Origin of the sequence: Nonomuraea sp. NPDC049725 (assembly GCF_040674795.1) — a bacterium.
Lineage (GTDB): Bacteria > Actinomycetota > Actinomycetes > Streptosporangiales > Streptosporangiaceae > Nonomuraea > Nonomuraea ceibae.
The window spans coordinates 1-25,250 of sequence record NZ_JBFANJ010000025.1; the positions used below are offsets into that span (position 1 = coordinate 1).

The following is a 25,250-nucleotide window of genomic DNA, read 5'->3' on the forward strand; positions in this document are numbered from 1 at the left end:
TTCGAGGGGCTCCTGGATGCGCGAAAAAGAGACGCGACGGGGACCGGCGGGTACGGCGGAGGCGTTGCGCGAGGCTGCCAACAGATGTCCTTCCGAGGGCTCGCGGCGGACTGACTACACGCACGCCAGACAACCTCGCAACGTGAGCAGCGGAGCGGGTCGTCAAAGGGCAGCGCAAAGGGGCAGTGTAGCCGAACGGCACACGCCTGTCCACTTCGCTCTCGCTGCATGCTCCACGTTGGTCGCAGCATCGCCCGTCCGAGCGTAAACGTCAAGCCCGTTAGGCCGACTTTTAGCCGACTTAGGGCCCGGACGCTGGGTTTTCTCCCCTGTGTGATCGGTCGCCTACCGCCAGGCCCAAGACGATACCCGCGAACGGGGGCGGTTAACGCTCCGTCACACCGGGGGTCGAACCCATGCCGACAACCGGTGTAGCAGTGACGGGGATACCCATCCCCAAGGCTTCGCCAAACCTGAATTTTGATAACAATTGAAGGTCGCGCCACGCCCGAGCCCTCAGGCGCTGCCGATCAGCGTCGACAGGTCGGCCACCAGCCAGCGGGAATCTTGCCACACCATGACGAACCTGGCGCGGTTCTGGCTGACCTGTTGCTGCGGCTCGGCCTTCCCGGTGATCGCCTTGACCGTACCCGTGTTCACGAACAGAAGAACCTCGACGCGCCCGGGTTCGGCCCGTTCGACCGCCGCGGCCACGACCGAGGCGGTCTGCACCGTCTTCTGGGCCTTCGCCTTGGCCACCAGCGTGCCCGACAGCTCCCGGTAGTATCGGGTCAGCGCGCCGGTCGTGTGCCGGCCGGCCCGCGCCAGGTCCTGCTCCACCGTGCGATAGTCGTAGGAGAGCAGATCAGGCGCGACGGCCCGGGCGGCGGCCATCGCCTCGGCCCCCGCCCTCTCGCTGTCGTACAGCGCCTTGTAGTCGAGCAGCAGCATCGCGCACGCGACGCCGAGCGCGAGCGTCAGCACCGCCAGCAGCACGGTCGCGATCCGCCTCACACCTGCACCGCCTTCGACACCAGCCACACGCCGCCGGTCCTGGCCAGGTCCATCTCCCACCGGTAGAAGCGCTCCTGCGGCGCGTTGCGGGAGCCGTCCCAGCGGATCTGCACGTCGGCGACCACGAGCGCCTTGGCCGTGCGCGGGCCGATCGACACCAGCCCGGTGGCGCGCACGACGCCCTCCTGGACGACCTTGCCCGACTTCGTGGTGTCCTTGAGCTTGCCCGCCCCGGCCTCGTACTCGGCCCGCGCGGCGCCCGTCGAGGTGGCCAGGATGCGGGCCACGTCCGCGTCGATCGTGCGGTAGTCGAGCGAGAGCAGGTTGACCGCGTGGGTGCGGGCGGCCAGCAGCACCGCCTGCCGGTCGTCCCAGGCGGCCTGCGCGTCGCGGTCCTGGACGACGAGCCAGGTGGCGGCGGCGCCCAGCAGCGCCACCGCGGCGGCGAGCAGCCAGTTGAGGAGGCGGGCGGACATCGCAGCCACGTTCTGCCCCCTTCCGGACCGGTCGCCGGATCATAACCCGGCGCCTTCCCCCGGGTCTCTCAGACGGCCATACAGGCCCTTCTGGAGGCATGCGAAAGGGGCGGCACACCCGGCACCAGGGTGTGGCCGCCCCTCAGGCGAAACGAACTACTTGACGGTGACCGTGGCGCCGGCGCCCTCGAGGGCAGCCTTGGCCTTCTCCGCCTGCTCCTTGTTGACCTTGCCGTCGAAGACCGGCTTGGGAGCACCGTCCACCAGGTCCTTGGCCTCCTTCAGGCCGAGGGACGTGAGGGCGCGGATCTCCTTGATGACCTGGATCTTCTTGTCGCCGGCGGCCTCGAGGATGACGTCGAACTCGTCCTGCTCCTCGACGGCGGCGGCCTCGCCACCGCCACCGGCGGCGGGGGCGGCGGCAACCGCGACGGGGGCGGCGGCCTTGACGTCGAAGACCTCCTCGAACTGCTTCACGAACTCGGAGAGCTCAAGAAGGGTCATCTCCTTGAACGCGTCGAGCAGCTCGTCGGTGCTGAGCTTCGCCATGATGTTTCCTCCGTTTACGACTTGCGAAATTTAGGAACGGGACCGCGGGTGTTGCGGCAATCCCCGTGTTACTCGCCCGCCTCTTCGCGCTTGGCGCGAAGAGCGTCGGCCAGCTGGGCCATGTTGGTCGGCAGCGCGGCGAACATCGCGGCAGCAGCGCTCTGCTTCGCCTTCAGGGCACCGGCCAGCTTCGCGAGGAGAACCTCGCGGGACTCCAGGTCGGCGAGCTTGGTGATCTCGGTGGCGTCCAGCGTCTTGCCGTCGAGGACGCCGCCCTTGATCACCAGAAGGGGATTGGCCTTGGCGAAGTCACGCAGACCCTTGGCCGCCTCGACAACGTCGCCGTTGACGAAGGCGATCGCGGTCGGACCGGCGAGCAGGCTGTCGAGGCCCGCGAGACCGGCCTCGTTGGCCGCGATCTTGGTCAGGGTGTTCTTCGCCACGGCGAACTTCGCATTCTCACCGAGAGAGGTGCGCAGCTCCTTGAGCTGGGCAACGGTGAGACCGCGGTACTCGGTCAGAACGGCGGCAGCGCTGCCTTCGAACTCGCTCTTGAGCTCGGCAACCGCTGTCGCCTTATCCGCCCTCGCCATGGGCCTCCTTCCAGATGTGCCGCCGGCGAAGGGAGTCAGAAATGAGAACAGCCCCGGGCGCAGGGCGCACACGGGGCTCACGCACATGGATCACTCCATGCGGGGAAACTCGCATTCACACCTGCGCGGGCCGTCCACGAAGTCGTGGATCCTTCGGTCGCCAGGCATTTGAGGCACCTGACGACGACCGGCGGTCTTCGGCAACGACCAGAGTACGGCCTGGTCGCCGAGTTTCCAAATCGCTCTCTAGTTGGTCGTGCCCTTGGGCAGCTCACCCACCTGGTCGGCCGGGGGCGCCTGGATGTCGACGGGCTCGTTGAAGCCCTTGAACATCAGCGCGGCGTCCATCGTGCCGCCGTCCTTGGAGCCGCTCATCGTGAGCTTGCGGGGCAGCTCGTCGGCCGCCACCCAGATGTCGAACTTGACGTCCTTGAGCTCGGCGAGGCCCTTCCTGGCCTGCTCCTGCTCGTCGGCGGGCAGCTGCTGCACGGCGGCGTCCACGGGGAACGTGCCGCTGTAGTGGGTGGTGTCCTCGCCGCTGACGCTCTCGGTGCCGACGGCCTTGACGTTCTGGGAGGCGGTGACCATCTTCGTCACGTTGGCGAGGTCGAACTGCTGGATCTGGCCCAGCAGCTGGTCGACCTGGCCCTGCTCGCCCATCTCGGCCAGCGGCACCTTGATCCACGGCTTGGTCGCGCCGAGCATCTTGTTGAGCGCCTCGACCTTCACGTACACCGTGTCGCCCTGCAGCACCGCCCGCGCGCCGCCCGGCAGGCCCTTGCCGCCGACGTCCGCGCTGTCGAGCGTGAGGTCCACGGCCAGCTCCGGCTTGCTCTGGTAGAGCATGCGGCCCTGCACCTTGCCGGCGCCCTGGTCGGGATGCGAGACGTTGACGACGGCGTCGACCGTGTAGGAACTGACGTCCGCCGTCCGCTGGGCGGCCTGCGCCAGCACCTCGGAGGCGGCCAGATTGACGTGGAGGGGCTGCGCGTTCGTTCCGCAACCGGCCACAGCGACCGCGACGAGAGCGGCACCGGCCGCGGCGGTGGCGAGAGAAAACCTGCGCTTCAGCATGATTCGACCCTACGTGTCGGGAGTCTGCCCGTGGCGTCTTCCCGCGACATCTCCGGGAAAACCCAGGGGCGTCCCTGACCCGTACGCCCTGACCGCACGCCCTGACCGTACGCGCTGGGCCCGTACATGCGAAAGCGCGCCCGCCCCGAAGGGAGAGCGCGCTCTTCTACGCGGAGGAGGCTCAGGCCTCCAGCTCCGCGGCGAGGCCGCGGGTGGCGTTGGGGTCGACCGGGACGCCCGGGCCCATCGTCGTCGAGAAGGTGACCTTCTTGACGTAACGGCCCTTGGCGGCCGACGGCTTGAGACGCAGCACCTCGTCGAGGGCGGCGGCGTAGTTCTCGATGAGCTGAAGCTCGCCGAACGACGTCTTGCCGATGACGAAGTGCAGGTTGGCCTGCCGGTCGGTGCGGAACTCGATCTTGCCGCCCTTGATCTCCGTCACGGCCTTGGCGACGTCGGGGGTCACCGTGCCGGTCTTCGGGTTGGGCATGAGACCACGCGGGCCCAGGACGCGGCCCAGGCGGCCGACCTTGCCCATGAGGTCCGGCGTGGCGACCACGGCGTCGAACTCGTTGAGCCGGTTGCCCTTGGCGATCTCGTCGATCAGCTCGTCGGCGCCGATGATGTCGGCACCCGCCTCGCGGGCCGCCTCGGCACGGTCACCGGTCGCGAAGACCAGGACCCGGGCGGTCTTACCGGTGCCGTGCGGAAGGTTGACCGTGCCGCGCACGATCTGGTCGGCCTTGCGAGGGTCGACGCCCAGCCGCAGCGCGACCTCGACGGTCGCGTCGAACTTGGTGGTGGACGTCTCCTTGGCCAGCTTGGCGGCCTCGGCGGGGCTGTAGAGCTTGTCGCGGTCGACCTTGGCCGCCGCGTCCTTGTGCGCCTTGCTGCGCTTCATCTCGGTCTCCTTGTGGTCTGCGGGCCGGCGTGCGGCCCTCCCACGGTCAGGGAAAGGGTCAGTCGGCGACGGTGATGCCCATCGACCGGGCGGTGCCGGCGATGATCTTCTCGGCCGCCTCGATGTCGTTGGCGTTGAGGTCGGGCATCTTAGTCTCGGCGATGCTGCGCAGCTGGTCGCGGCTGAGCTTGCCGACCTTGTCCTTGTGCGGGACCGCGCTGCCCTTGTCGAGGCCCAGAGCCTTCTTGATCAGCTCGGGCGCCGGCGGCGTCTTGGTGACGAAGGTGAAGCTGCGGTCTTCGAAGATGGTGATCTCGACGGGGATGATGTTGCCCCGCTGGGCCTCCGTGGCAGCGTTGTACTGCTTGACGAAGTCCATGATGTTGACGCCGTGCGGACCGAGGGCGGTACCGACCGGCGGGGCGGGCGTGGCCTGGCCAGCGGGAAGCTGAACCTTGACCAGCGCCGCGATCTTCTTCTTCGGAGGCATGTGTCCTTCTCCGGGTCCTGATTGCGATGCCGTCCGGACGCGGATGCGCCCGGACATGTCGGAGGCCGCCCTCGCGACAGGCGGCCGACCGAACGTCTAAGTGTAGGTGATCGTCCTAGATCTTCGAGACCTGGTTGAACGAGAGCTCCACCGGGGTCTCCCGGCCGAAGATCGACACGAGCACCTTGAGCTTCTGCGACTCGGGGCTGATCTCGCTCACCGAGGCGGGCAGCGTGGCGAACGGGCCGTCCATGACCGTGACCGACTCGCCGATCTCGAACTCGACCGTGGGGCCGGTGGCGGTCTTGGTCGTGGCCTTCTTGCTCTCCTCGGTGGGCTCCGGGGCGAGCAGCTTGGCGACCTCGTCGAGGCTGAGCGGGCTGGGCTTGTTGGACAGGCCGACGAAGCCGGTGACGCCGGGGGTGTTGCGCACCGCGGCCCACGACTCGTCGGTCAGCTCCATGCGCACCAGCACGTAGCCCGGCAGCACGCGCTCCTTGACCGGGACCTTCTTGCCGCTCTTGAACTCCTGGACGGTGTGCGTCGGCACCTCGACCTGGTAGATGTAGTCCTCCATGTTGAGCGACACGTTGCGGCTCTCGATGTTGGACTTCACCCGGTTCTCGTAACCGGCGTAGGAGTGGATCACGTACCACTCGCCGGGGAGCCCGCGCAGGCCGCGCTTGAACTCCTCGACCGGGTCGACGTCGGGCTGAGCGTCACCCTCGTCGTCGACGGCGGGAGACTCGTCGGCGGCCACGGGGGACTCCTCGGTCTCCTCGGCGGCCTCGTCGTCGCTCTCCGCGACGTCGTCGACGGTCTCCTCAGCGGCCTCGAAGGCCTCTTCCGGCTCGCGGTCCCGCTCGTCGCGGGAGTCGTCCGCCGGCACTGAAGACTCGGACACGGTGGCTCTTCCTCTTTCGTTGAATCGAACGGCGACTGCGTCAGGCGGGCACCGGCGGAGTCAGATCAGCCGAAGATTTCCAGGACGGCCCAGCCGAGGCCGGCGTCCAGCCCGTAAACGATCGCCACCATGATCGCAACGAATATCAGAACGATCGTCGTGTAGGTGACGAGCTCCTTGCGTGTCGGCCAGATGACCTTACGCAGCTCGCTGATGATCTGACGGTAGAAGAGGGCAGGAGAAGTGCGCTTCTTCTTCTCACCGCTAGGCTTGCCTGCGGTCTCGCCGCGCGTGTCGATCGCCACAGTCCTCACCTGAATCAGTCGTATCCAACGCAGTTTTGCGGCGCGCTGACACGCCTTCGTTGCGCGGACCGCACTCGCAGGGCACGAGGGACTCGAACCCCCAACCGCCGGTTTTGGAGACCGGTGCGCTACCAATTGCGCCAGTGCCCTATGTCGTCAACCACACTACCCTGATTGACTCACTGCCTGGACCGAACCGCACCCACCATGCGGCGGCACGACCTGGCGAAAAGTGTACGGGTGAATCTCCGTCACGTCGAACCATAAGCGATCGCCCAGGTCACGGGCGGCATGCGAGCATGGACACATGTCCACCAGACCCCGTGTGTCCGCACGGATCTCCGCGATTTCCGAGTCCGCGACTCTCGCCGTGGACGCCAAGGCCAAGGCGATGAAGGCCGCCGGCCGCCCGGTCATCGGCTTCGGCGCGGGCGAGCCCGACTTCCCGACGCCTGATTACATCGTCGAGGCCGCCGTGGAGGCCGCCCGCGACCCGCGCTTCCACAAGTACACCCCGGCCGGCGGCCTGCCCGAGCTGAAGCAGGCCATCGCCGACAAGACGCGCCGCGACTCCGGCTACGCGACGGACGCCTCGCGGGTGCTGGTGACCAACGGCGGCAAGCAGGCCGTCTACCAGGCGTTCGCGACGCTGCTCGACCCGGGCGACGAGGTGCTCGTGGTCGCCCCCTACTGGACCACCTACCCCGAGGCGATCAAGCTGGCCGGGGGCGTCCAGGTCGACGTGGTGACCGACGAGACCACCGGCTACCTGGCGAGCGTCGAGCAGCTGGAGGCCGCCAGGACCGAGCGCACGAAGGTCCTGCTGTTCGTCTCGCCGTCCAACCCGACGGGCGCCGTCTACTCGCGCGAGCAGACCGAGGCGATCGGCCGCTGGGCGGCCGGGCACGGCCTGTGGGTGGTCACCGACGAGATCTACGAGCACCTGACGTACGGCGGCGCCGAGTTCACCAGCATCGCCACGGCCGTCCCCGAGCTGGGCGACCAGGTGGTCATCCTCAACGGCGTGGCCAAGACGTACGCGATGACGGGCTGGCGGGTCGGCTGGCTGATCGGCCCGCCCGACGTCGTCAAGGCGGCCGCCAACCTGCAGTCGCACGCGACCTCCAACGTCGCCAACGTGTCGCAGATGGCGGCCCTGGCGGCGGTCTCCGGCGACCTGTCGGCCGTGGCGCGGATGCGCGAGGCGTTCGACCGGCGCCGCCGGACGATGGTCCGGATGCTGAACGAGATCCCGGGCGTGTTCTGCCCTGAGCCGAAGGGGGCGTTCTACGCGTATCCGACGGTCAAGGAGCTGATCGGCAAGGAACTGCGCGGGCGGCGGCCCCAGACGTCGGCGGAGCTGGCCGAGCTGATCCTGGAAGAGGCCGAGGTCGCCGTGGTGCCCGGAGAGGCGTTCGGCACCCCCGGCTACTTCCGGCTGTCCTACGCGCTCGGCGACGACGATCTGGTCGAAGGCGTCAGCAGGCTGGGCAAGCTGCTGGCCGAGGCTCGCTGACCCGCCACCGGCCGGCGCCGGCCGGTGGCAAGATATGGCGATGGCACGGTCCCTGCAAACCCTTCCCAAGGCCCATCTCCACCTGCACTTCACCGGATCCATGCGGCACACCACGCTGCTGGAGCTGGCCAGGGAGCAGGGCCTGCACCTGCCCGACGCGCTGGAGCAGGACTGGCCGCCCAGACTGCGGGCGACCGACGAGCGCGGCTGGTTCCGCTTCCAGCGCCTGTACGACATCGCCCGCTCGGTGCTCACCCGCACCGAGCACGTCTACCGGCTGCTGCGCGAGACCGCCGAGGACGAGGCCGCCGCCGGATCGCGGTGGCTGGAGATCCAGGTCGACCCGTCCGGCTACGCGCAGCGCTTCGGCGGGCTGACCGCCACCCTGGAGCTGGTGCTCGACGCCGCCGGCCAGGCCGCCCGGTCCGCGGGCGTCGGCGTCGCCGTGGTCGTCGCCGCCAACCGCACCCGCCACCCGCTCGACGCCAACACCCTCGCCCGGCTAGCCACGCAGTACGCCGGCCAGGGCGTCGTCGGGTTCGGGCTGTCCAACGACGAGCGCCGCGCCCAGGCCCGCGACTTCGAACGCGCCTTCCGCATCGCCAAACGGGCCGACCTGCTGGCCGTCCCCCACGGCGGCGAACTGCTCGGGCCGCGCAGCGTGGCGCAGTGCGTCGACGACCTCGGCGCCGACCGGGTCGGCCACGGCGTGCGCGCCGCCGAGGACCCGTGGCTGATGCAGCGCCTGGCCGACCGGCAGATCTGCTGCGAGATCTGCCCCACCTCCAACGTCGGCCTCGGGGTCGCCGAGAGCGACGCCGACGTGCCGCTGCGGCGGCTGTTCGACGCCGGGGTGCCGATCGCGCTCGGGTCGGACGACCCGCTGCTGTTCGGGGCCCGGCTGCTGCGGCAGTACGAGCTCGCCCGCGACGTGCACGGGCTCAGCGACGCCGAGGTGGCCGAGCTGGCGCGCCAGTCGATCAGGTCGTCCGCAGCGCCCGAGTCCACGCGCAAGGAGCTGCTCAAGGAGATCGACGACTGGCTCGTGTCACCCGAGTGAACGGGCCAGTTCCACCGCCCGCTCCATCGAGCCCGCGCCTTCCAGCCTGTAACCGGTGCCCCCCGCCTGCCACACCAGCGTGGCCGCCGCCTGGCGCAACGGGATCTCCTCGCCGTCGTCACGCGTGAGGTGGCCCAGCGGGTGCTCGCCCGCCACCCACCAGCCGGTGACGCCGTTCACCTCGACATGCTCGGGGAAGGGCGGGGCCAGCTTCTTGAAGAAGTACGGGTCCACGGTCCCGTCGATGCGGTCGAAGCGGATGCCGCCCGGCCAGAACATCGACACCACCCTGCCGTCGTCGGCCGTCGTCACCCGCTCGGGGGCGCCGAGAGCCCTGGGGTAGCCGGTCCGCACGTCACCCGGGGGGACGGTGCGCTCGCCCGGCGGCGTGGCCGTGGTCCGTACCGGCTCCGGGGGCTCGCTCCCCAGGCGCAGCTCGATCCCCGCCTGGCGCAGCACCGCCACCACGACCTCCCGGCCCTGCGGCGTCGCCGCGCACACGGCCACCACGACCGCCACCACCGCGACGACCACCCACCTCCGCCGCCCCGTTCGCCTCCCACGAACAGAGCGCCCACCACCGGACGGAACGCGCCCGGGCGTGGACGGCCGGCCCTCCTGAGGGGAGGGGGCCGCTGGTGGTGGCTCCCCGCCGCCAGAGGCGCGCCCCTTTTCGGGCGGGACGCTCCCGCCCACCGGGGACGGCCGGCCCTCCTGAGGAGAGGGGGCGGCCGGACGCGGCTCCTCGTCGGGCGGGGCGTTCTCCGGCAGGGGGGCGGCCGGCGAGGAGGGGTGGTCGCCGGGGAGGGTGAGGCGGGCGCGGACGGTGGCGGCTACCTGGTCGGGGGGTGGGGACGGGATGGCGAGGGAGTCGCCGAGGGCGCGCAGTTCGGCCTCCAGGTCGCCGGGGTGTTCAGCCGAGGTCATCGCCCACCTCCCTCCTGAGCCGGGCCAGGCCGCGGTGGGTCCTGGACTTGACGGTGCCGATCGGCCAGCCGAGCACCTGGGCGGTCTCGGCCTCCGACAGCTGTAAGAAGTACCGGCACACGACGGCCCGGCGTTCCCGTTCGGGCAGGGCGCGGACGGCGTCCAGGAGCCGGGCCCGCCGGTCGGTGGCCACGGCGGCGCCTTCGGGGTCGTCGCCGCTGACCACGTCGGCCGTGGCGGCGAGCCGTACGGACAGCTCGGAGCGACGCCCGCGCGCCCGGGTCAGGTTGTGCGTCTCGTTGGCGACGATGCGCAGCAGCCAGGGCCGGAACGGCGAGCCGGGGCGGAAGGACGGCAGGTGCCGGTACGCCTTGACGAACGCCTCCTGGACGACGTCCTCGGCCTCGTCGCGGGCGCCGAGCAGGGCGGCGGTGCGGTGGGCGAGCGCGCTGTAGCGGGCGACCAGCGCCTCGTAGGCGGTCAGGTCGCCGCGCACGGAGCGGGCGATGGCCTCGTCGTCGTCCATGGGACAGTTCAGATTTCATCGCATGGGCGGCCCCGGGCGGAAGGGCACTAGACTCGGGCCATTCCGCGAGCCCCTTAAAGGAACGGGACTATGTCTTCTGGATATGACCGTGTAGTGCAACCGGCTGCCGGTGACGAGGCCCTGGAGAACCACCTGGGCGGCGACGAGGCGAAGAACTACCGGCAGTACGAGTTCGACATGGTCGCGCCGCACGTGGGCCGGTCGATGCTGGAGATCGGGTCCGGGCTGGGCCACTTCGCCGAGCAGTTCCTGCCTCGGCTCGACCGGCTGGTGGTCAGCGACTTCGACCCTTACTGCGTGGAGCAGCTCCGCAAGCGGTTCGCGGGCCGCGACGACATCGACGTGCTGCAGTTCGCGCTGCCGGACGAGGTGCCGATGGAGGACAAGGTCGACACGGTCGTCCTGATGAACGTGCTGGAGCACATCGAGGACGACGCGGAGGCGCTGCGGTCGCTGGCGCGGGTGACGCTGCCGGGCGGCCGGATCATCATCTGGGTGCCGGGTTACATGCAGCTGTACGGGGACTTCGACCGCAAGGTCGGTCACGTGCAGCGCTACACGCCCAAGACGCTGCGCGCGACCGTGGCGCGGGCCGGGCTCGACATCGACGTGCTCAAGCCGATCAACATGCTGGGCGGCATCGCCTGGTGGGCGGCGGTGCGCCGGGGTGGCGTCGGCTACCCGGACCCGCGGCTGGTCAAGATCTACGACCGCACGGTGGTGCCGGCCACCCGGCTGATCGAGCGGTTCATCCGCCCGCCGTTCGGCCAGACCGTGTTCTGCGTGGCCCGGGTGCCGCGCTAGTCACTTGATGGAGCCGGCCGTGAGGCCGCCGACGACCTTCCGCTCGATGAGCGCGAACAGGATGATGACGGGGATCGTGGCGATCACCGAGCCGGCGAACAGGTTCTGCCAGTCGACCTGATACTGGCCGATGAAGGAGTTCAGCGCCACGGTCAGCGGCTGCTTCTCGGGCGTGGTGGTGAGCGTGAGCGCCACCACGAACTCGTTCCAGGCGGCGATGAACGTGAAGATCAGCGCGGTGATGACGCCGGGCATGGCCAGCGGCAGCGTGACCCTGAACAGCGCGCCGAAGCGCCCGTTGCCGTCGAGGAACGCGGCCTCCTCCAGGTCGCGCGGGATCGAGGCGAAGTAGGCGTTGAGGATCCACACGGCGAAGGCCAGGTTGAAGCCGCCGTTGACCAGGATCAGCGACCAGACCGAGTCGACCAGCCCGAACTGGGAGAACTCCCGGTAGATGCCGACGAGCATGGCGGTGGGCTGGAACATCTGGGTGATCAGCACCAGGATCAGGAACATGGTGCGCCCGCGGAAGTTGTGCCGGGCCGTGTAGTAGGCGGCCGGCAGGGCCACCAGCAGCACCAGGACCGTGGATCCGGCCGCCACCTGGAGGGTGACGACGAGGTTGCCGGCCAGGCCGCTGCTCCAGAACGTGACCAGGTTCGACCATTCCCACTGGGTGGGCAGCAGCGTCGCGTCGCGCAGGGACTCCTGCGGGCGCAGCGAGGTCAGCACCATCACCAGGTAGGGGAACAGGAAGATGAAGGCGATCACGTACGCGGCCGCCGCGACCAGCGTCGTCTTGAGCCTGGGCATCGCGTGCCCGCCGCGCGGGGCGGTGCGGGCGTGGGAGCGCGGGCGCGCCGGGGGTGCGGTCTTGACGGCCATCATGCCACCGCCCTGTTCCAGCGGGAGATCTTGAGGAAGACGGCGGTGATCACGAGCACCATTCCGAAGTTGACCACCGACATCGCGGCGGACTCGCCGATGTCGGAGCTCTTGAGGATGAACATGAAGATGGTCGAGGTGGCCGTCGAGTAGCCCGGCTGCCCGTGGGTCATCGCCCAGATGATCGGGAAGCTGTTGAAGACGTTCATCACGTTGATCAGCGCGGCGACGGTCAGCGCCGGCCGCAGCAGGGGCAGCGTGATCGACCAGTAGGTACGCAGCCGCGAGGCCCCGTCCATCTTGGCCGCCTCGTACACGTCGGACGGGATCGTGGCGAGCCCGGCCAGCAGCGCGTACGTGGTGAAGGGCACCGACACGAACACGGCGACGAACACCAGCCACGGCATCGCGGTGGCGGCCACGCCGAGCTGGTCGGCGTCGGCGCCGCCGAGCGCGTCGATGAGGCCGAGCTTCAGCCGGATCTGGTTGATCACGCCGACCTCGGGGTCGAGCATCCAGCGGAAGACGATCGCGGTCATCAGGACCGAGGCGGCCCACGGCGCGATGAGCGCCCAGCGGGCCATCTTGCGGCCGGGGAAGCGCTGGTTGAACAGCTGGGCGAGGGCGAGCGAGATCAGCACGGTGAGCGCGACGACGGCCACGACCCAGATCACGCTGCGGACCATGATGTCCGCGAAGTCCTTCTCGGCGAACAGCTTGTCGTAGTTGTCGAAGCCGTTGTAGCCCCGGACGACGCCGACCCGGCTGATCTGCAGGAACGACGACCGGACCATCTCGATCACCGGCCAGATCACGACGACCGCGATCAGCAGCACGGCGGGCCCCACCCAGGCGAGGGGCTCCAGGGGGCGCAACCTTCTCATGACGAACCTTCCATGACGGTACGGCCAGCGTCCTGGACGGGGACGCCGGCCGTACGGACCCACTGATGGATCAGCTGGACTCGGCGGTCTTCTGCAGCTCGCCGAGGACCTTGGCGGGGTCGTCGGTGACGGCTCCGCCGATGGTCTGCTTGATCGCCGGGTTCAGGTCGGCCCACTTGGGGTCCTGGAAGGGGTAGAAGCTGGCGTTGGGCAGCGCGTCGAGGAACGGCTTGAGCTTCTCGTCGCCGGACAGCTTCTGGATGCCGCCGTTGGTGACGGGCAGCAGCTTGTAGGTGTCGCTGATCTTCTGCGCGGCGCTGCCGGTGTAGAAGAAGTCGAAGAACTTCTTGATCTCGGCGGCGTGGCCGTTCTTGTTGAACGCCATGATCCAGTCCATGACGCCGAGCGTGGTGTCGAGCGGGCCCGCCTTGCCGGGGATGGGCACGACGCCGTAGTCCTTCAGACCGGCCGCGTCGAAGATCGGGATGGACATGGGTCCGCCGTTGACCATGCCGACCTTGCCGGCGCCGAAGTCCTCCCAGACCGTCTTGCGGTCCTTGGTGCCGGGGTTGGGGGTGGTGAGGCCCTCGGCGACCATGCCCTTGAGGTAGGTGAAGGTCTCGACGTTCTGCGGGGAGTTGATCGCCCACTTGCCGGAGGCGTCCTTGTAGCCGCCGCCGTTGCCGAGCATCCACAGGAACGACTCGGCCTGGGCCTCCTCCTGGCCGAGCGGGAGGCCGAACGGCTGGCTGACGCCGGCGTCCTTGAGCTTCTTGGCGGCGGCCTTGATCTCGTCCCAGGTCTTGGGCGGCTCGGCGATGCCGGCCTTGGAGAACAGCTCCTTGTTGTAGAACAGGGCGCGGGCCGAGGACACGAACGGGATGCCGTACGCGGTGCCGTCGACCTTGCCGTAGTCGGCGAACTTCTGCAGCATGTCGCCGGAGACCTCGGGCGAGAGGACCTCGTCCACCTTGTAGAGGAGCTGGTCGGCGACGAAGCCGGAGTAGTCGCCGGTCTGCAGGATGTCGGGCACCTGACCGTTCTGGATCATGGTGGCGACCTGCTTGTCGATGTCGTTCCAGTTGATGACCTGGACGTCGACCTTGATGTTGGGGTTGGCGGCCTCGAACTCCTTGACCACGCCGTCCCAGAACGTCTGGCCGGAGTTGGGCTTGCCGGGGCCGTCGCCGTAGTCGGCGGCGACCATCTTCAGCGTCACCTGGCCACCTCCGGCCGCCTTGTCACCGCCTCCGGTCTCCGGCGTGCTGGAGCCGCAGCTGGACAGGACCAGCATGGTCGCCAGGCCGAGAGCGGCGCCGCCCACAAGTTTCATGTTCACCGTCAGTACCGCCTTCTCGTGGGACGGTGTCATGCTGGTCCGTACCAGCTTCAGGACGCCGTCCAGGGGTTGGGAAGCCACGTGTGCGCCAGAGTAAGCCCGGGTTCATCAACCGGTCTATACCGGTGGGTCTCGGTTTGAGAACACTCGGACCACGGGTTTCGCACAACCGGTCTAGACCACGCGTCAGAGGATTTTTCTCCGCACGCTCTCCCCGCCCTCGGGCGTCCCGATCCACGGCCCGTCGATCGACGGGTCCAGCACCCCCTCCTCCAGGAACGTGTAGCGCCCGTCGAGCACGTAGCCGGCCAGCCGCGTGTCATGCCCGTCGCTGTTGTCCCACAGCCGGTCGAACAGCGCGTCCACCCGCAATCTGGCCTGACGGCAGAACGTGTCGGCCAGCTCGTACGGCCGGCGGCCCAGGTCACGGGCGTCCTCCTCGGCCTTGACGCACACGGCCGTCATGGCGAACGTCTCCGCCCCGATGTCGACGATCCGGCCCAGGAACGACTGCTTGTGCTCCAGCTTGCCCTGCCAGCGCGACATGCCGTAGAAGGTGGCCCGGGCCAGCTTCCTGCTGGTCCGCTCCACGAAACGCAGGTGCGCGGCGAGCGGGCCGAAGCCGGCGAAGGCCGTGGGGAGCTGGCCCGCGCCGGTCACCAGCGACGGCAGCCAGCGGGCGTAGAACCGGCTCGCCCGCCTGAGCGCCTGGGCGCGTTCCTTGGGGCCCGCCTCCGGGTTGATCAGCTCACCGGCGGCCGTCAGGTGGGCGTCGACCGCCTCCCGGGTGATGAGCAGGCGCATGATCTCCGAGGAGCCCTCGAAGATCCGGTTGATGCGGGAGTCGCGCAGCATCTGCTCGGCGGGCACGCCGCGCTCGCCGCGCGCCGCCAGCGACTCCGCCGTCTCGAAGCCGCGCCCGCCGCGTAGCTGGACCAGCTCGTCGAGCACCCGGTACGACAGCTCCGAGGCGTACAGCTTGGCCAGCGCCGCCTCGATCCTGATGTCGTTGCGCCGGTCGTCGGCCATCCTGGCGGTCAGCTCGCAGACCGCCTCCAGGGCGTAGGCGCTCGCCGCGATGAAGGCGATCTTGGTGGCGACGGCCTCGTGCTCGCCGATCTTGCGGCCCCACTGGACGCGGGCGTTGCCCCACTCCCGGGCGATCTTGACGGCCCACTTGGCGCTGCCCGCGCAGGTGGCGGGCAGCGACAGGCGGCCGGTGTTGAGCGTGGTGAGCGCGATCTTCAGGCCCTGGCCCTCCCGCCCGATGAGGTTTCGCGCCGGGACTCTGACCTGGGAGAACTCGGTCACGCCGTTCTCGATGCCGCGCAGGCCCATGAACGTGTTGCGCCGCCTGACCGTGATGCCCGGCGAGTCGCCCTCGACGACGAACGCGCTGATCTTCTCGCCGGTCCTGGCCATGACGACGAGCAGATCGGCGATCACCCCGTTGGTGGTCCACAGCTTGACGCCGTCGATGACGTAGTCGTCGCCGTCGCGGACCGCGGTGGTGGACAGGCGGGCCGGGTCGGAGCCCACGTCGGGCTCGGTCAGCAGGAACGCCGAGATCTCGCCCCGCGCGCACCTGGGCAGGAACTCCCGCTTCTGCTCCTCGGTGCCGAACTGCTTGAGCGGCTGCGGCACGCCGATCGACTGGTGCGCCGACAGCAGCGTGGCCAGCGCCGGGCTGTAGGACCCGACGAGCATGAGCGCGCGGCAGTAGTACAGGTACGGCAGGCCGAGCCCGCCGTAGTCCTCCCCGATCGTGATCCCGAACGCGCCGAGCCCGGCCAGCCCCTTGACCACCTCGTCCGGCACCAGCGCCGTCCGTTCGATCTGCGCCGGGTCCACGTGCGTCTCCAGGAAGCGGCGCAGCCGCCTGACGAACTCCTCGCCCCGCTTGGCGTCCTCGTCGGGCAACGCCGGCACCGGGTGCACCAGGTCCAGCCGGAGATCTCCGAGGAACAGCTGCTTGGCGAAGCTCGGCCGGGCCCATTCCCGCTCGCGGGCCTGCTCGCCCAGCTCCCTTGCCTTGGCGTACTCGCTCATGGCACCTCCCGCCGACGCTACGCCTGTCATGCGCTGGTGTGTACTGCCCCGGCGGGGGCGCTTTGCGCTCTCCGGTGGGAGATTTCACCGCGGCAGTGGCCGCCGCTCCCCCGCCTTCAGCGCGATCAGGGCCACCCCGGCCAGCACGGCCGGCACCAGCAGGTAGGCGCCGCAGGCGGCGAGCGCGACCAGCGACAGCGCGCTCGCCGCCCGCGCGGTCGCCCGGTGCCTCCCGGCGGGCAGCACCCGTACGGCGGCCGTCACCCCGGCGAGCGTGACGGCGGCCAGGCACGCGGACGTGGCCCGCATCAGCAGGTCCAGGTCCACGGCCCACACCAGCACCGGAACGGTGATCACGGCCAGCAGCCCGAGGCTGCGCAGCGGCGTGCCGCCCCCGGCGAACCAGCCCGGCAGCGCGCCGTCCCTAGCCAGGGCCACGCCGAGGCGGGCGGCCCCGGCGACGTAGGCGTTGATCGCGCCGAAGGTGAGCAGGACCGCGAGCACGCCGGTCAGCGGCCGGGCCGCCGGGCCGATGCCGGCCTCCAGCAGCGCGGCGAGCGGCGCCTGCGTGGTGGCCGCGGCCGGCCCGAGCACGCCGATCGTGATCAGGCAGACGCCGAGGTAGAGCACGCTGATCACAGCCAGCGTGACGACCGTGGCCCGGAGCAGCCCGCCTCTGGCGGCGAACTCGGCCGACAGGTGGCTGGCCGCCTCCCAGCCGACGAACGCGAACAGCAGCACCCCGGCCGCGCTCACCACCCCCGCGGCGCCGTACGGGGCGAAAGGGGTGAAGGCGGCGGCCTCGGCGTGCGGCGCGGCGGTGATCACGGCGACGGCCAGCAGCGCGACGAGCAGGCCGACGAGCACCACCTGCACCCGCCCGGAGGTCCGCAGCCCGGCGGCGTTGACCAGGAACGCGCCGCCCAGCAGCACCGCGGCGGCGAGCGGCGCGGGCACGCCGGACGACGCGGCGACGTACTGGCCGCCGACCAGCGCACCGGCGACGATCCCGAGCGGGACCGACCCGTAGAACCACCAACCGGCCACCGCCGCCGCCCGCCTGCCGAACGCCAGCCCGGTGAACGCCGCCACTCCCCCGCCGCCGGGATGGCGGCTGCCCAGCGCCGCGAACGTCAGCGCCACCGGCACGCTCAGCACGAGCAGCGCCGCCCACGCCAGCACCGACGCCGGCCCCGCTGCCGCCGCCGCGAGGTGCGGCAGCGCGAGCATCCCCGGCCCGAGCACCGCCCCCACGAGCAACGCCGTCCCCTGACCCACTCCCAGTCTTGCCGTTTGCTCCGTCATGGGTCCAGAAAGTAGCCATCCGGACGGCCCCGATGCCCGCCGGCCGAACGTATGGCCGATCTGGGCGGCAGAATGTCGGCATGGATGAACTTGATTCGGCGATCGTCCGCCTTCTCCAAACGGATGCGCGGCAGTCCAACCGCGAGCTCGCCCGTCAGCTCGGCGTGGCCCCGTCGACCTGCCTGGAGCGGGTACGGGCGCTGACCCGGCGCGGGGTGATCCGGGGCTACCACGCCGACATCGACCCCGTGGCGCTCAACCGCGGGGTGCAGGCCATGGTATCGATCCAGGTGCGGCCGCTCAGCCGCGCGGTCATCGACGCCTTCGTGCGGTCGGCCGGCGAGCTGCCGGAGGTGCTGAGCGTGTTCGTGCTGGCGGGCGGTGACGACTTCCTGCTGCACGTGGCCGTCCAGGACCTCGACCACCTGCACGCGTTCCTGCTGGACCGCCTCAGCAAGCGGCGCGAGATCGCCGGGTTCCGCACCTCGGTGATCTTCCAGCAGGTGCACAACGCGGTGCCGGAACGGCTGCCCGCTCCCGGGTGAGTCAGCCTTCCGGCCCGGTCGGCCCGGTCGGCCCGGTCGGCCCGGTCAGCTCCGCGAGGGCGGCGATGCGGCGCAGCTCGGCCAGGTGACCGGCCAGGGCGGCCCGGCCCGGGGCCGTCAGGGAGAGCCAGGTGGTGCGGCGGGCCTTGACCAGGTCGAGGTAGCCGGCCGTCTGGAGCACCTTGGCGTGCTTGCTCAGCACGGAGTCGCTGATGCCGATGCTGTCGCGGACGACGGAGAACTCGGCCGACTCCACGGCGGCGAGCATCGCGCAGATCCGCAGCCGGATCGGCGCGTGGATGGTCTCGTCAAAGGCCGGCTGGGTCATGACCGTCCCGCAGCTCGCTGCGCAGCGCCCGGTCGGACCGGCGGCCGGCGACCACGGCGATCGCGGCCACGGCCACGCCCGCCACCGCGACCGCGCCCTTCACCCCGCCGCCCCACTCCAGCGCCATCGCCCCGGCTGTCAGTGCCAGCGCCACCAGGCTCCAGGTCACGACCGCCGGGGTGGCGCGCGGGGCACGCGGCGCGATCCCGGTCACGCGCTTCAGCGCCATCATGAGCCCGACGGCGGCGACGGCCAGGAACGGGACCCCGTACGAGGCGAATCTGAAGCTGATCGAGACGTAGGCGAGCAGGATCGCGGCGGCCAGTCCGTAGTGATACCACCACGGGCTGACGAGGCGGTCGGCCACGCGGGCGCGGACCTCGGCGACGCCTTCCAGGGCGAGGCGGGCAGATTCACTTTCCATGATGGAAAGTTAAGCACACTCTTTCCATCATGGAAAGTCCAGAAATAATCGGTTGCGGCGCCGCCGGAGCGGCTCTTACCTTGGGGACATGCGCCTTTACCTGTGAAGCGCCCGGGCCCATCGGCCCCGGCCACTCAGCCCATCCGCCCATCAGACGCGGCTAGCTGAGCTCGCGTACCCGGCCACGGCCGCGTCGCCCTCACGTAAAGGAGCCCTTTCATGCGTGTTCGTTCCTCGGGCCAGCAGGCCTCGGGCAAGAAGAACGTCCCCGGCCACCCGCAGCCCCGGCCCATGCCGAAGCTGCCGCAGCGGCCGATCGCGCCGCCGCGGCGCATCCCGCCCAAGGGCCGCTAGGTCCCCTAGCGCCCAGGCTGCCCCGTCCCTCCGGCTGAGGGACGGGGCATTCGCATGTCAAGATGTGGGGCCAACTTTTCGACCCAGACAAAGGGGATTTCGCATGCCAGACCCCCGAGAGGATCGCCTCTACCTGGACCAGGTCGTCGACCAGACGCGGTCGGCGATGCGGCACCTGCGCGAGGCCCAGCGTCAGATCGCCGCCGTCGAGGGGACCGGCGAGGCCGCGCAGGGCATGATCCGGGCCGTCGCCGACGGGCGCGGCACGCTGACCGGCGTCAAGATCGACCCGCGCGCCCTGCGGCTCGACGTGGCGCGGCTGGGCGCCGAGGTGACCGCCGCGGTCCAGGCCGCGCAGGAGGAGGCCGCGCGCCGCACCGGCGACATCGTGGCGGACGCCGCCGGCCGGGCCGGGACGCTGCCCGAGCCGCTGGACGAGCGGTTCGTGCGCGACCACGTGGAGTCCGCGGCCCGCGAGCTGTACACGGGAGGGCTGTGATGTTCGGCTTCGACCTCGACCCCGGCGACATCCGTCCCCAGGACGTGGACCGCGCCGACGAGCAGAACGCCCGGGTCCTGGAGCTGCTGGCCGAGGGCGAGGAGCGGCTCGGCGAGATCGTCGGCACGGGCGGCGGCGACCGGGGCCACGTACACGCCACGGCGGCGGCCGACGGGCGCGTGCTCAAGATCACGCTCGACGCGCGCGCGGTGCGCGAGGGCAGCCAGGCGCTCGCCGACGACATCCTGCTGGCCGTGCGCCAGGCCCAGCAGGACGCCCAGCGGCAGGCCGACGACCTGCTGCGATCGGCGTTCGAGCAGGCGTTCCCCGGCCGGGCCGTCGACCCGGTCGCCGTACGTGAACGACTGGTGAACCTGCTCGACTGACAAGCGACATTACTCACACTGGTCACACTGGTCACAGGTGACCCATTAATGTCGGATTCATGACTACGGGGATGGAAGTCGCGAAGGGCGCGCTGCGACAGCAGGCGGTCCGGGTGCGCGTCCACGGGGAAGAGTACGAGGCCGCGGTGGAGCGGCTACGCGCCAGAACGGGCGGCTGGGGCGACAACGGGCTTTTCAGCGAGTTCGAGAAGGCCTGGGTGGAGTGCCGCCACACCATGCTGACCACCGTGCCGGCCCTGTCGGGGACGATCGGCGGCGTGGGTGCCGGCATGGCCCTGGTGCCCGACAACGTCGAGGCCGCCGAGCAGGCCAGCGCGCTGCCGGAGCTGGATCCATGGGCATAGTCCTGCCGCCCGAGCTGCACGGCGTGCTGGAGCTGGCCGGGCTGCCCTTCCCCAACATCGACGAGGACGAGGTCCGTCTCGACGCCGACGCGGCCCGCGTGGTGCAGGCACACGCCGCGCAGTCGGGCGCCGAGGCGGACGCCGCCGTGCTCGGCTCGGCCGCCGTCTACCGGGGCGGCTCGGCCACCGAGCTGCAGAGCCTCTGGCAGGAGACCGGCAACAGCAACGGCCATCTCGCCCAGGCCGCCGCGGCCACCCGGATGGCGCCCGTCGCGCTGGACGGCATGGCCACGGTGGTGACCGCCACCAAGATCGCCGTGGGCACGGTCGCGGCGGTCGGCACCGTACGGCTGGCGATGGCCCTGCTGAGCGGCGGCCCGTTCGCCAGTCTCACCGCGACGGCGTCACTGCTCGCCACCAGGAGGGCGGGCATGAAGATCTACCGGGAGGCCGCCGAGGGCACCGGCCGGGTGCTGGCGCCCGGCCTGGCCCGCCGCGTCACCGACCCGATGCGCCGCATCCTGGACAGCCTGCGCCGCCCCGGCGGCCCCGGCGGCCCGGCGCTGGCAGGCGCCGGACCCGGCCGGATGCCGCTGCGCCCGCAGGGCAACCTGATGGACCGCTCCCCCGGCATCCTCCAGCGCGGCGGGCGCAAGGGCGGGCGCGGCCGTAGCGAGAGCCAGGCCAACCTCAGCCCCGAGGAACAGGCGGCCGTCGACGCCAAGAACGCCGGCAAGAAGTTCGACAACAAGCTGTTCAACAGCGCGAAGGCCAAGGAGCGCAAGGCCGAGAAGTTCTCCGGGGACCGCAACAAGCAGAAGAGAGGGAGAAAGTAGGGATGGCCGAGCTTCAGACGCGGCACTTCTCGCTGAACAACCCGGCGGGCGAGGAGCAGGGCGACGTGCCGATGCTGCTGCGCCGGCTGGCCGGCACCCTGGAGGAGATGGGGCCGATCGACATCCGCGACGTGGTCTTCCACAACGACATGGACGACGACGGCGCATCGTGGCCGTTCGTGACCGTCTACTACGACGAGGCCGCCCCGGCCTGACCCGGCCGGGGCGCCTGGGTTCGCGTCAGAGCCGCTCGATGATGGTGACGTTGGCCTGGCCGCCGCCCTCGCACATCGTCTGGAGGCCGTAACGGCCGCCGGTGCGCTCCAGCTCGTGCAGCAGCTTGGTCATCAGGATCGCGCCCGTGCCGCCCAGCGGGTGGCCCAGGGCGATGGCGCCGCCGTTCGGGTTGACCTTGGCCGGGTCGGCGCCCAGCTCCTTGATCCACGCGAGCGGCACCGGCGCGAACGCCTCGTTGATCTCCGTCACGTCGATGTCGTCGATCGACAGGCCCGACTTGGCCAGCGCCTTCTGCGTCGCCGGGATGGGCGCGGTCAGCATGTACACCGGGTCGTCGCCCATGAGCGCGAGCTGGTGGATGCGGGCGCGCGGGGTGAGCCCGTGGTCCTTGACCGCCTGCTCGGAGGCGATCAGCAGCGCGCCGGAGCCGTCGGAGATCTGCGACGACGTGGCGGCGGTGATCTGGCCGCCCTCCTTGAGGGTCTTCAAGGTGGCCAGCTTCTCCAGCGTGGAGTCGGGGCGCGGGCCCTCGTCGTCCTCGACGCCGTTGATCGGCTCGATCTGGTCCTTGAAATAGCCGTTGGCGATGGCCTTGGCGGCCCGCTGGTGCGACTCGAACGCGAACCGCTCCAGCTCGTCGCGCTTGAGGCCCCACTTCTCGCACATCAGCTCCGCGCCGCGGAACTGCGAGATCTCCTGCTTGCCGTAACGCTCGACCCACTTGTCGCCGAACGGGAACGGCATGCCCTTCTCCAGCGCGGCGGTGATCGACGAGCCCATCGGCACGATGCTCATCGACTCGACGCCGGCCGCCACCACGAGGTCCTGGGTGCCCGACAGCACTCCCTGGGCCGCGAAGTGGATCGACTGCTGGGACGAGCCGCACTGCCGGTCGATCGTGACGCCGGCCGTGGTCTCCGGCAGCCCGGCCGACAGCCAGGCGTTGCGCGCGATGTCCATGCTCTGGGGGCCGAACTGCATGACGCACCCCATGATGACGTCCTCGACCGCCGCGGGGTCCACGCCGGTGCGGTCGATCAGCGCCTTCAGCGTGTGCGCCGCCAGGTCAGTGGGGTGGACGGTGGACAGGCCGCCCTTCTTCTTGCCGACCGGGGTGCGGACCGCCCCGACGATGTACGCCTCTGCCACAGTGCCTCCTGTAAACCGAGCAATATTCGGTTCTTAGGCAGAGGGTACAACAGAACGTCACTCGGTTTCTGCCCTCGCCGGGGGAAGCAGTTCCTCCGCCCGATCCACCCGGAACCGCCACCGGTCCACGACCAGGCCGTTCAGCGCCTCCGACAACGACAACGCCAGCGTGCCCAGCTTGAGCCGGTCATCACCGCGCAACTCGATCGCCGTCAGCTCCGTGGCGAACGGCAGCAGCTCCTTCACCGCAGGCGGCTGCCCCTTCTGCGGCACCACCAGCGCCCGCACCCCGCCCGCCGAGAAGACGAACTCCTCCTCCTGCTCGACCTCGCCCTCCAGCAGCTCGATCAGCTCCTCCGCCGACGGCCGCACCGGCAGGATCACCGCCGGACCACCCGGAGCCGCCTCATCGGCCGGATCGTCCACCTCGCCCCGGCACACGGCCAACCCGCCCAGCCGGAACGCCAGCCCCTCCGCCAGGAAACGGTCGAAGAAGTCGAACGGCAGCGGGCCCTCCGCCGCCACCCGGCACGCCCAGACCTGCTCCAGCTCCCCGCCGACCAGCTCCGGCTCCGCCTCCACCGGGGCATGCACCCGTACGTCCACCGCCACGATGTCGTCGCCGTCCTCGCGCGCCCCCGGATCGGCCAGCCGCACCAGCCTCAGCAACTCGGCGCGATCCGGCTTGGCGGGCAGAGCCGCCGTGGGGCCAGTTCGCAGTCTCCGCTTCGCCATCCAGCCCATTGCGCGCCTCCGCGATCAGCTTCGATAGGAGCTCGTCATCGTCGCGTAGACGATGACGTTGTCGGTGTAGTGACCCGTGCTGCGGTTGTAGATGCCGCCGCACGTGATGAGGTGGAGCTGGGCGTTCTCCTGCGGGCCGTACACGCGCTCGGAGGGGAACGTCTTCTTGCTCGCCTGCTCGATGCCGCCGACCGTGAACACCGCCGTGATGCCGTCTTGGCGCTTGATCTCGATCTGGTCGCCGTTGAGCAGCTCCGGCAACCGGTTGAAGACGGCCGCCCGCGTCCGCGTGTCCTTGTGCCCCAGCAGCACCGCCGGACCCGCCTCACCAGGAGTCGACATGTTGCGGTACCAGCCCGCCAGGTTGGGATTGTCGGCCGGCGGCACCTGGATCGTGCCGTCCTTGGCCAGGCCCACGGATTTGATCGGCGCGTTCACGCCCAGCTTCTTGATGATGATGCGCACCGGGGTCGACGGCAGCATCGCCGGAGCCGGCTTGATCTGCGGCAGCGGCGGCGGCGCGTCCGGCCCCGCCTGGAACAGCGCCTGCTCCGGCTGCCCCGACGCCTGACCGTCCGGCAGCGCCGTCAGGCCCAGCGAATCACGCTGGCTCGCCAGGCCGTACTCCTCCGGCGAGCCCAGCACGATCAGCATCCCCGCCACCACCGTCACCACGCCCGCCACGGCGGCGAGCAGCAACGTCGTCCTCAGGACCCTGCTGCCGCCATCGTCCTGCGGAGGCTGCGGGCCGGCGCCGTAGGGGTACTGGTTCGCCACGGGTCCATCATCCCTTGGATACGCCGCGACGCCGCATCAGCAGCCCCCCGGCCCCGGCCGCCAGGATCAGCGCCGACCCGGCCGCCAGGAACATCCGCCCGTCGGGCCCCATCGTCCCCCCGGCCCCGGTGTCGGCCCCGTCCTTGGGGGTCTCGGAGCTACGAGGAGAGGTGGTCGTCTCGCTGGGCGTGGGCGTCACGGTCTCGTACACCGTGGTGGTCTTGGTGGGGGTGGGCGTGGAGGTCGTGGGCGTCGTCGTGGGGGTTGTCGTGGGCGTCCCGGTCGAGGTCGACGTGGCAGTGCTCGTGCCGACGACGAGGTTGACGGAAGGTCCGCCGGACGCACCCGGCACGCAGCTGTACCAGACGGTCCCGTTGACCTTGAGGCTGAAGGCGCCCGCCTTGATGGCGGCCGTGCCCGTGGCGGTGGGCCGGACCACGATGCCCATGGTCGGGATGGGCATCGGAGCCCCGGCGGTCACCTCGGTCGCAGGGGTGGCGGTCGCCGCCGCCGGGACCGGAGCGCTGGGCAACGGGCTGCCGGTCGGGGTGACGGTGGCTTCCGCGACGACGGTGCTGCTGGGCGTGATCGCCGCGGTCGCCTCCAACTGGCTGGCCGTGTTCGTCGGCTGCTTGATGTCCCACGTGACCGTCACGGTGGCGCTGGGGGTCGGCGCCGCGGCCGGGGTCCTCAGCTCCATCATGAACGGGATGTTCGTCGCCTGCCCGCCGGTGGGCGTACACGAGTAGGTCACTTCCACCGGCGCCGCTAGAGCGGCCACTGCCGGGATGACACCGAAGACACCTGCACCGAGAAGGGCGAAAGCGGATGTCTTGAGGGCGAGGCGGCGCCGCGCCTTGGACGTCAGCACTGTCCTTCTCCGTTTCAGCACAGTCACAACAGGGCGTACCACGATTCCAGCCGTTGGTTACGGTTGGGTTGAGATCATACGGACTAATCCTGTCAATCTCCTGTAAAAGACCA

The 25,250-nt window shown here is 70.3% G+C and carries 33 protein-coding genes and 1 tRNA gene; 11 read left to right on the top strand and 23 right to left on the bottom strand.

What is annotated here, in order from left to right; genetic code table 11:
- Nucleotides 1-516 precede the first annotated feature (516 nt).
- From AB0J53_RS40985 to AB0J53_RS41030, 10 genes are all read right to left on the bottom strand, one after another.
- The gene (locus AB0J53_RS40985; protein ID WP_364182735.1) at nt 517-1,014 is read right to left on the bottom strand and encodes a hypothetical protein; all 498 of its coding nucleotides are present in this window, start codon (nt 1,012-1,014) and stop codon (nt 517-519) included.
- Nucleotides 1,011-1,490: a hypothetical protein gene (locus AB0J53_RS40990; RefSeq protein WP_219508846.1), complete on the bottom strand. Its 480-nt coding sequence runs from the start codon at nt 1,488-1,490 to the stop codon at nt 1,011-1,013. Before AB0J53_RS40990 ends, AB0J53_RS40985 begins: the two co-directional genes overlap by 4 nt.
- Before the next feature lie 156 nt (nt 1,491-1,646).
- Complete coding sequence (rplL, locus tag AB0J53_RS40995) at nt 1,647-2,039, bottom strand: 50S ribosomal protein L7/L12 (RefSeq protein WP_219508761.1); 393 nt, start codon at nt 2,037-2,039, stop codon at nt 1,647-1,649.
- Between the two features lie 68 nt (nt 2,040-2,107).
- Nucleotides 2,108-2,632: a 50S ribosomal protein L10 gene (gene rplJ, locus AB0J53_RS41000; RefSeq protein ID WP_138689471.1), complete on the bottom strand. Its 525-nt coding sequence runs from the start codon at nt 2,630-2,632 to the stop codon at nt 2,108-2,110.
- 246 nt (nt 2,633-2,878) lie between these two features.
- On the bottom strand, nt 2,879-3,706 hold the full coding sequence (locus tag AB0J53_RS41005) for an LppX_LprAFG lipoprotein (RefSeq protein WP_364182739.1): 828 nt from the start codon (nt 3,704-3,706) through the stop codon (nt 2,879-2,881).
- Between the two features lie 181 nt (nt 3,707-3,887).
- A complete protein-coding gene (gene rplA, locus AB0J53_RS41010; protein WP_219508763.1) occupies nt 3,888-4,607 on the bottom strand; it encodes a 50S ribosomal protein L1 in 720 nt (239 codons plus the stop codon).
- A gap of 58 nt (nt 4,608-4,665) precedes the next feature.
- Nucleotides 4,666-5,097 carry a 50S ribosomal protein L11 gene (gene rplK / locus AB0J53_RS41015; protein WP_219508764.1) on the bottom strand — a complete coding sequence of 144 codons (432 nt, stop codon included), beginning with the start codon at nt 5,095-5,097 and terminating at the stop codon, nt 4,666-4,668.
- A gap of 115 nt (nt 5,098-5,212) precedes the next feature.
- Nucleotides 5,213-6,001 (bottom strand): transcription termination/antitermination protein NusG, encoded by a 789-nt coding sequence (nusG, locus tag AB0J53_RS41020; RefSeq protein ID WP_219508766.1) that lies wholly within the window; start codon nt 5,999-6,001, stop codon nt 5,213-5,215.
- Nucleotides 6,002-6,066: 65 nt separating this feature from the next.
- Nucleotides 6,067-6,306, bottom strand: a complete 240-nt coding sequence (secE, locus tag AB0J53_RS41025; RefSeq protein WP_219508767.1) for a preprotein translocase subunit SecE — start codon at nt 6,304-6,306, stop codon at nt 6,067-6,069.
- 77 nt (nt 6,307-6,383) lie between these two features.
- Nucleotides 6,384-6,456: transfer RNA gene (locus AB0J53_RS41030), tRNA-Trp, on the bottom strand.
- Between the two features lie 157 nt (nt 6,457-6,613).
- On the opposite strand from AB0J53_RS41030, the gene AB0J53_RS41035 reads away from it, so the two are divergent.
- Together AB0J53_RS41035 and AB0J53_RS41040 are read left to right on the top strand one after the other, a co-directional pair.
- Entirely contained in the window at nt 6,614-7,822 is a 1,209-nt protein-coding gene (locus tag AB0J53_RS41035; RefSeq protein WP_219508769.1) for a pyridoxal phosphate-dependent aminotransferase, read from the top strand.
- Nucleotides 7,823-7,862: 40 nt separating this feature from the next.
- Nucleotides 7,863-8,882, top strand: a complete 1,020-nt coding sequence (locus tag AB0J53_RS41040) for an adenosine deaminase (RefSeq protein ID WP_357593909.1) — start codon at nt 7,863-7,865, stop codon at nt 8,880-8,882.
- Here AB0J53_RS41040 and AB0J53_RS41045 read toward each other — a convergent pair.
- Both AB0J53_RS41045 and AB0J53_RS41050 read right to left on the bottom strand, forming a co-directional pair.
- Complete coding sequence (locus AB0J53_RS41045) at nt 8,871-9,809, bottom strand: hypothetical protein (RefSeq protein WP_364182746.1); 939 nt, start codon at nt 9,807-9,809, stop codon at nt 8,871-8,873. The two genes, AB0J53_RS41040 and AB0J53_RS41045, sit on opposite strands and share 12 nt — an antisense overlap.
- Nucleotides 9,796-10,335 (bottom strand): RNA polymerase sigma factor, encoded by a 540-nt coding sequence (locus tag AB0J53_RS41050; RefSeq protein WP_364182749.1) that lies wholly within the window; start codon nt 10,333-10,335, stop codon nt 9,796-9,798. Before AB0J53_RS41050 ends, AB0J53_RS41045 begins: the two co-directional genes overlap by 14 nt.
- A gap of 114 nt (nt 10,336-10,449) precedes the next feature.
- Between AB0J53_RS41050 and AB0J53_RS41055 the strand changes: the two genes are divergently transcribed.
- Nucleotides 10,450-11,160 (top strand): class I SAM-dependent methyltransferase, encoded by a 711-nt coding sequence (locus AB0J53_RS41055; protein ID WP_308125935.1) that lies wholly within the window; start codon nt 10,450-10,452, stop codon nt 11,158-11,160.
- On the opposite strand, the gene AB0J53_RS41060 is transcribed toward AB0J53_RS41055, so the two are convergent.
- From AB0J53_RS41060 to AB0J53_RS41080, 5 genes are all read right to left on the bottom strand, one after another.
- Nucleotides 11,161-12,048 carry a carbohydrate ABC transporter permease gene (locus AB0J53_RS41060; RefSeq protein WP_364182752.1) on the bottom strand — a complete coding sequence of 296 codons (888 nt, stop codon included), beginning with the start codon at nt 12,046-12,048 and terminating at the stop codon, nt 11,161-11,163.
- The gene (locus AB0J53_RS41065) at nt 12,045-12,929 is read right to left on the bottom strand and encodes a sugar ABC transporter permease (protein ID WP_246645798.1); all 885 of its coding nucleotides are present in this window, start codon (nt 12,927-12,929) and stop codon (nt 12,045-12,047) included. Before AB0J53_RS41065 ends, AB0J53_RS41060 begins: the two co-directional genes overlap by 4 nt.
- Nucleotides 12,930-12,999: 70 nt before the next feature.
- A complete protein-coding gene (locus AB0J53_RS41070; RefSeq protein ID WP_308125936.1) occupies nt 13,000-14,349 on the bottom strand; it encodes an extracellular solute-binding protein in 1,350 nt (449 codons plus the stop codon).
- A gap of 105 nt (nt 14,350-14,454) precedes the next feature.
- A complete protein-coding gene (locus AB0J53_RS41075; RefSeq protein ID WP_357593904.1) occupies nt 14,455-16,317 on the bottom strand; it encodes an acyl-CoA dehydrogenase family protein in 1,863 nt (620 codons plus the stop codon).
- 84 nt (nt 16,318-16,401) lie between these two features.
- Nucleotides 16,402-17,622: an amino acid permease gene (locus tag AB0J53_RS41080; protein ID WP_364182757.1), complete on the bottom strand. Its 1,221-nt coding sequence runs from the start codon at nt 17,620-17,622 to the stop codon at nt 16,402-16,404.
- Between the two features lie 80 nt (nt 17,623-17,702).
- On the opposite strand from AB0J53_RS41080, the gene AB0J53_RS41085 reads away from it, so the two are divergent.
- Nucleotides 17,703-18,167 (top strand): Lrp/AsnC family transcriptional regulator, encoded by a 465-nt coding sequence (locus tag AB0J53_RS41085; RefSeq protein WP_219508779.1) that lies wholly within the window; start codon nt 17,703-17,705, stop codon nt 18,165-18,167.
- Nucleotide 18,168: 1 nt separating this feature from the next.
- Here the strand turns inward: AB0J53_RS41085 and AB0J53_RS41090 are convergent, their stop codons facing one another.
- Both AB0J53_RS41090 and AB0J53_RS41095 read right to left on the bottom strand, forming a co-directional pair.
- Entirely contained in the window at nt 18,169-18,495 is a 327-nt protein-coding gene (locus tag AB0J53_RS41090; RefSeq protein WP_364182760.1) for a transcriptional regulator, read from the bottom strand.
- A complete protein-coding gene (locus AB0J53_RS41095) occupies nt 18,476-18,919 on the bottom strand; it encodes a hypothetical protein (RefSeq protein ID WP_364182763.1) in 444 nt (147 codons plus the stop codon). Before AB0J53_RS41095 ends, AB0J53_RS41090 begins: the two co-directional genes overlap by 20 nt.
- A 219-nt stretch (nt 18,920-19,138) precedes the next feature.
- Here AB0J53_RS41095 and AB0J53_RS41100 point away from each other — a divergent pair, with 219 nt between their 5' ends.
- From AB0J53_RS41100 to AB0J53_RS41125, 6 genes are all read left to right on the top strand, one after another.
- A complete protein-coding gene (locus AB0J53_RS41100; RefSeq protein WP_281427171.1) occupies nt 19,139-19,273 on the top strand; it encodes a hypothetical protein in 135 nt (44 codons plus the stop codon).
- A 103-nt stretch (nt 19,274-19,376) separates the two neighbouring features.
- Nucleotides 19,377-19,772 (top strand): YbaB/EbfC family nucleoid-associated protein, encoded by a 396-nt coding sequence (locus AB0J53_RS41105; RefSeq protein WP_364182766.1) that lies wholly within the window; start codon nt 19,377-19,379, stop codon nt 19,770-19,772.
- Nucleotides 19,772-20,158 carry a YbaB/EbfC family nucleoid-associated protein gene (locus AB0J53_RS41110; RefSeq protein WP_364182769.1) on the top strand — a complete coding sequence of 129 codons (387 nt, stop codon included), beginning with the start codon at nt 19,772-19,774 and terminating at the stop codon, nt 20,156-20,158. Before AB0J53_RS41105 ends, AB0J53_RS41110 begins: the two co-directional genes overlap by 1 nt.
- Nucleotides 20,159-20,217: 59 nt before the next feature.
- Nucleotides 20,218-20,523: a hypothetical protein gene (locus AB0J53_RS41115; protein WP_219508784.1), complete on the top strand. Its 306-nt coding sequence runs from the start codon at nt 20,218-20,220 to the stop codon at nt 20,521-20,523.
- Entirely contained in the window at nt 20,514-21,359 is an 846-nt protein-coding gene (locus AB0J53_RS41120) for a hypothetical protein (RefSeq protein WP_364182771.1), read from the top strand. The genes AB0J53_RS41115 and AB0J53_RS41120 overlap by 10 nt, the downstream gene beginning before the upstream one ends.
- A 2-nt stretch (nt 21,360-21,361) precedes the next feature.
- Nucleotides 21,362-21,574, top strand: coding sequence for a hypothetical protein (locus tag AB0J53_RS41125; RefSeq protein ID WP_219508787.1), 213 nt, complete (start codon nt 21,362-21,364; stop codon nt 21,572-21,574).
- Between the two features lie 25 nt (nt 21,575-21,599).
- Here AB0J53_RS41125 and AB0J53_RS41130 read toward each other — a convergent pair whose 3' ends face one another.
- Genes AB0J53_RS41130 through AB0J53_RS41145 form a run of 4 tightly spaced genes read right to left on the bottom strand, consistent with a single transcriptional unit; the run spans nt 21,600 to nt 24,729 of the window.
- Nucleotides 21,600-22,745: an acetyl-CoA C-acetyltransferase gene (locus AB0J53_RS41130; RefSeq protein ID WP_219508789.1), complete on the bottom strand. Its 1,146-nt coding sequence runs from the start codon at nt 22,743-22,745 to the stop codon at nt 21,600-21,602.
- A 57-nt stretch (nt 22,746-22,802) separates the two neighbouring features.
- Nucleotides 22,803-23,480, bottom strand: a complete 678-nt coding sequence (locus AB0J53_RS41135; protein WP_364182775.1) for a hypothetical protein — start codon at nt 23,478-23,480, stop codon at nt 22,803-22,805.
- Nucleotides 23,481-23,504: 24 nt separating this feature from the next.
- Nucleotides 23,505-24,266: a class F sortase gene (locus AB0J53_RS41140; protein ID WP_219508792.1), complete on the bottom strand. Its 762-nt coding sequence runs from the start codon at nt 24,264-24,266 to the stop codon at nt 23,505-23,507.
- A 7-nt stretch (nt 24,267-24,273) separates the two neighbouring features.
- Nucleotides 24,274-24,729, bottom strand: a complete 456-nt coding sequence (locus AB0J53_RS41145; protein WP_364182778.1) for a hypothetical protein — start codon at nt 24,727-24,729, stop codon at nt 24,274-24,276.
- Here AB0J53_RS41145 and AB0J53_RS41150 point away from each other — a divergent pair.
- Nucleotides 24,722-25,015: a hypothetical protein gene (locus AB0J53_RS41150; protein ID WP_364182781.1), complete on the top strand. Its 294-nt coding sequence runs from the start codon at nt 24,722-24,724 to the stop codon at nt 25,013-25,015. The genes AB0J53_RS41145 and AB0J53_RS41150 overlap by 8 nt on opposite strands.
- Nucleotides 25,016-25,250 lie beyond the last annotated feature (235 nt).

What these genes read in the sequence shown, in the direction of transcription:
- AB0J53_RS41150 (WP_364182781.1), top strand. Translation starts at nt 24,722, where the DNA reads ATGGGCATCGGAGCCCCGGCGGTCACCTCGGTCGCAGGGGTGGCGGTC.
- AB0J53_RS41145 (WP_364182778.1), bottom strand. Translation starts at nt 24,729, where the DNA reads ATGCCCATCCCGACCATGGGCATCGTGGTCCGGCCCACCGCCACGGGC.
- AB0J53_RS41085 (WP_219508779.1), top strand. Translation starts at nt 17,703, where the DNA reads ATGGATGAACTTGATTCGGCGATCGTCCGCCTTCTCCAAACGGATGCG.
- AB0J53_RS41080 (WP_364182757.1), bottom strand. Translation starts at nt 17,622, where the DNA reads ATGACGGAGCAAACGGCAAGACTGGGAGTGGGTCAGGGGACGGCGTTG.
- AB0J53_RS41105 (WP_364182766.1), top strand. Translation starts at nt 19,377, where the DNA reads ATGCCAGACCCCCGAGAGGATCGCCTCTACCTGGACCAGGTCGTCGAC.
- AB0J53_RS41115 (WP_219508784.1), top strand. Translation starts at nt 20,218, where the DNA reads ATGACTACGGGGATGGAAGTCGCGAAGGGCGCGCTGCGACAGCAGGCG.
- rplA (WP_219508763.1), bottom strand. Translation starts at nt 4,607, where the DNA reads ATGAAGCGCAGCAAGGCGCACAAGGACGCGGCGGCCAAGGTCGACCGC.
- AB0J53_RS41065 (WP_246645798.1), bottom strand. Translation starts at nt 12,929, where the DNA reads ATGAGAAGGTTGCGCCCCCTGGAGCCCCTCGCCTGGGTGGGGCCCGCC.
- AB0J53_RS41075 (WP_357593904.1), bottom strand. Translation starts at nt 16,317, where the DNA reads ATGAGCGAGTACGCCAAGGCAAGGGAGCTGGGCGAGCAGGCCCGCGAG.
- AB0J53_RS41125 (WP_219508787.1), top strand. Translation starts at nt 21,362, where the DNA reads ATGGCCGAGCTTCAGACGCGGCACTTCTCGCTGAACAACCCGGCGGGC.
- rplK (WP_219508764.1), bottom strand. Translation starts at nt 5,097, where the DNA reads ATGCCTCCGAAGAAGAAGATCGCGGCGCTGGTCAAGGTTCAGCTTCCC.
- rplJ (WP_138689471.1), bottom strand. Translation starts at nt 2,632, where the DNA reads ATGGCGAGGGCGGATAAGGCGACAGCGGTTGCCGAGCTCAAGAGCGAG.
- AB0J53_RS41060 (WP_364182752.1), bottom strand. Translation starts at nt 12,048, where the DNA reads ATGATGGCCGTCAAGACCGCACCCCCGGCGCGCCCGCGCTCCCACGCC.
- AB0J53_RS41120 (WP_364182771.1), top strand. Translation starts at nt 20,514, where the DNA reads ATGGGCATAGTCCTGCCGCCCGAGCTGCACGGCGTGCTGGAGCTGGCC.
- AB0J53_RS41005 (WP_364182739.1), bottom strand. Translation starts at nt 3,706, where the DNA reads ATGCTGAAGCGCAGGTTTTCTCTCGCCACCGCCGCGGCCGGTGCCGCT.
- AB0J53_RS41045 (WP_364182746.1), bottom strand. Translation starts at nt 9,809, where the DNA reads ATGACCTCGGCTGAACACCCCGGCGACCTGGAGGCCGAACTGCGCGCC.
- AB0J53_RS41095 (WP_364182763.1), bottom strand. Translation starts at nt 18,919, where the DNA reads ATGGAAAGTGAATCTGCCCGCCTCGCCCTGGAAGGCGTCGCCGAGGTC.
- AB0J53_RS41110 (WP_364182769.1), top strand. Translation starts at nt 19,772, where the DNA reads ATGTTCGGCTTCGACCTCGACCCCGGCGACATCCGTCCCCAGGACGTG.
- AB0J53_RS41040 (WP_357593909.1), top strand. Translation starts at nt 7,863, where the DNA reads ATGGCACGGTCCCTGCAAACCCTTCCCAAGGCCCATCTCCACCTGCAC.
- AB0J53_RS41135 (WP_364182775.1), bottom strand. Translation starts at nt 23,480, where the DNA reads ATGGCGAAGCGGAGACTGCGAACTGGCCCCACGGCGGCTCTGCCCGCC.
- AB0J53_RS40990 (WP_219508846.1), bottom strand. Translation starts at nt 1,490, where the DNA reads ATGTCCGCCCGCCTCCTCAACTGGCTGCTCGCCGCCGCGGTGGCGCTG.
- AB0J53_RS41035 (WP_219508769.1), top strand. Translation starts at nt 6,614, where the DNA reads ATGTCCACCAGACCCCGTGTGTCCGCACGGATCTCCGCGATTTCCGAG.
- AB0J53_RS41090 (WP_364182760.1), bottom strand. Translation starts at nt 18,495, where the DNA reads ATGACCCAGCCGGCCTTTGACGAGACCATCCACGCGCCGATCCGGCTG.
- AB0J53_RS41100 (WP_281427171.1), top strand. Translation starts at nt 19,139, where the DNA reads ATGCGTGTTCGTTCCTCGGGCCAGCAGGCCTCGGGCAAGAAGAACGTC.
- AB0J53_RS41050 (WP_364182749.1), bottom strand. Translation starts at nt 10,335, where the DNA reads ATGGACGACGACGAGGCCATCGCCCGCTCCGTGCGCGGCGACCTGACC.
- rplL (WP_219508761.1), bottom strand. Translation starts at nt 2,039, where the DNA reads ATGGCGAAGCTCAGCACCGACGAGCTGCTCGACGCGTTCAAGGAGATG.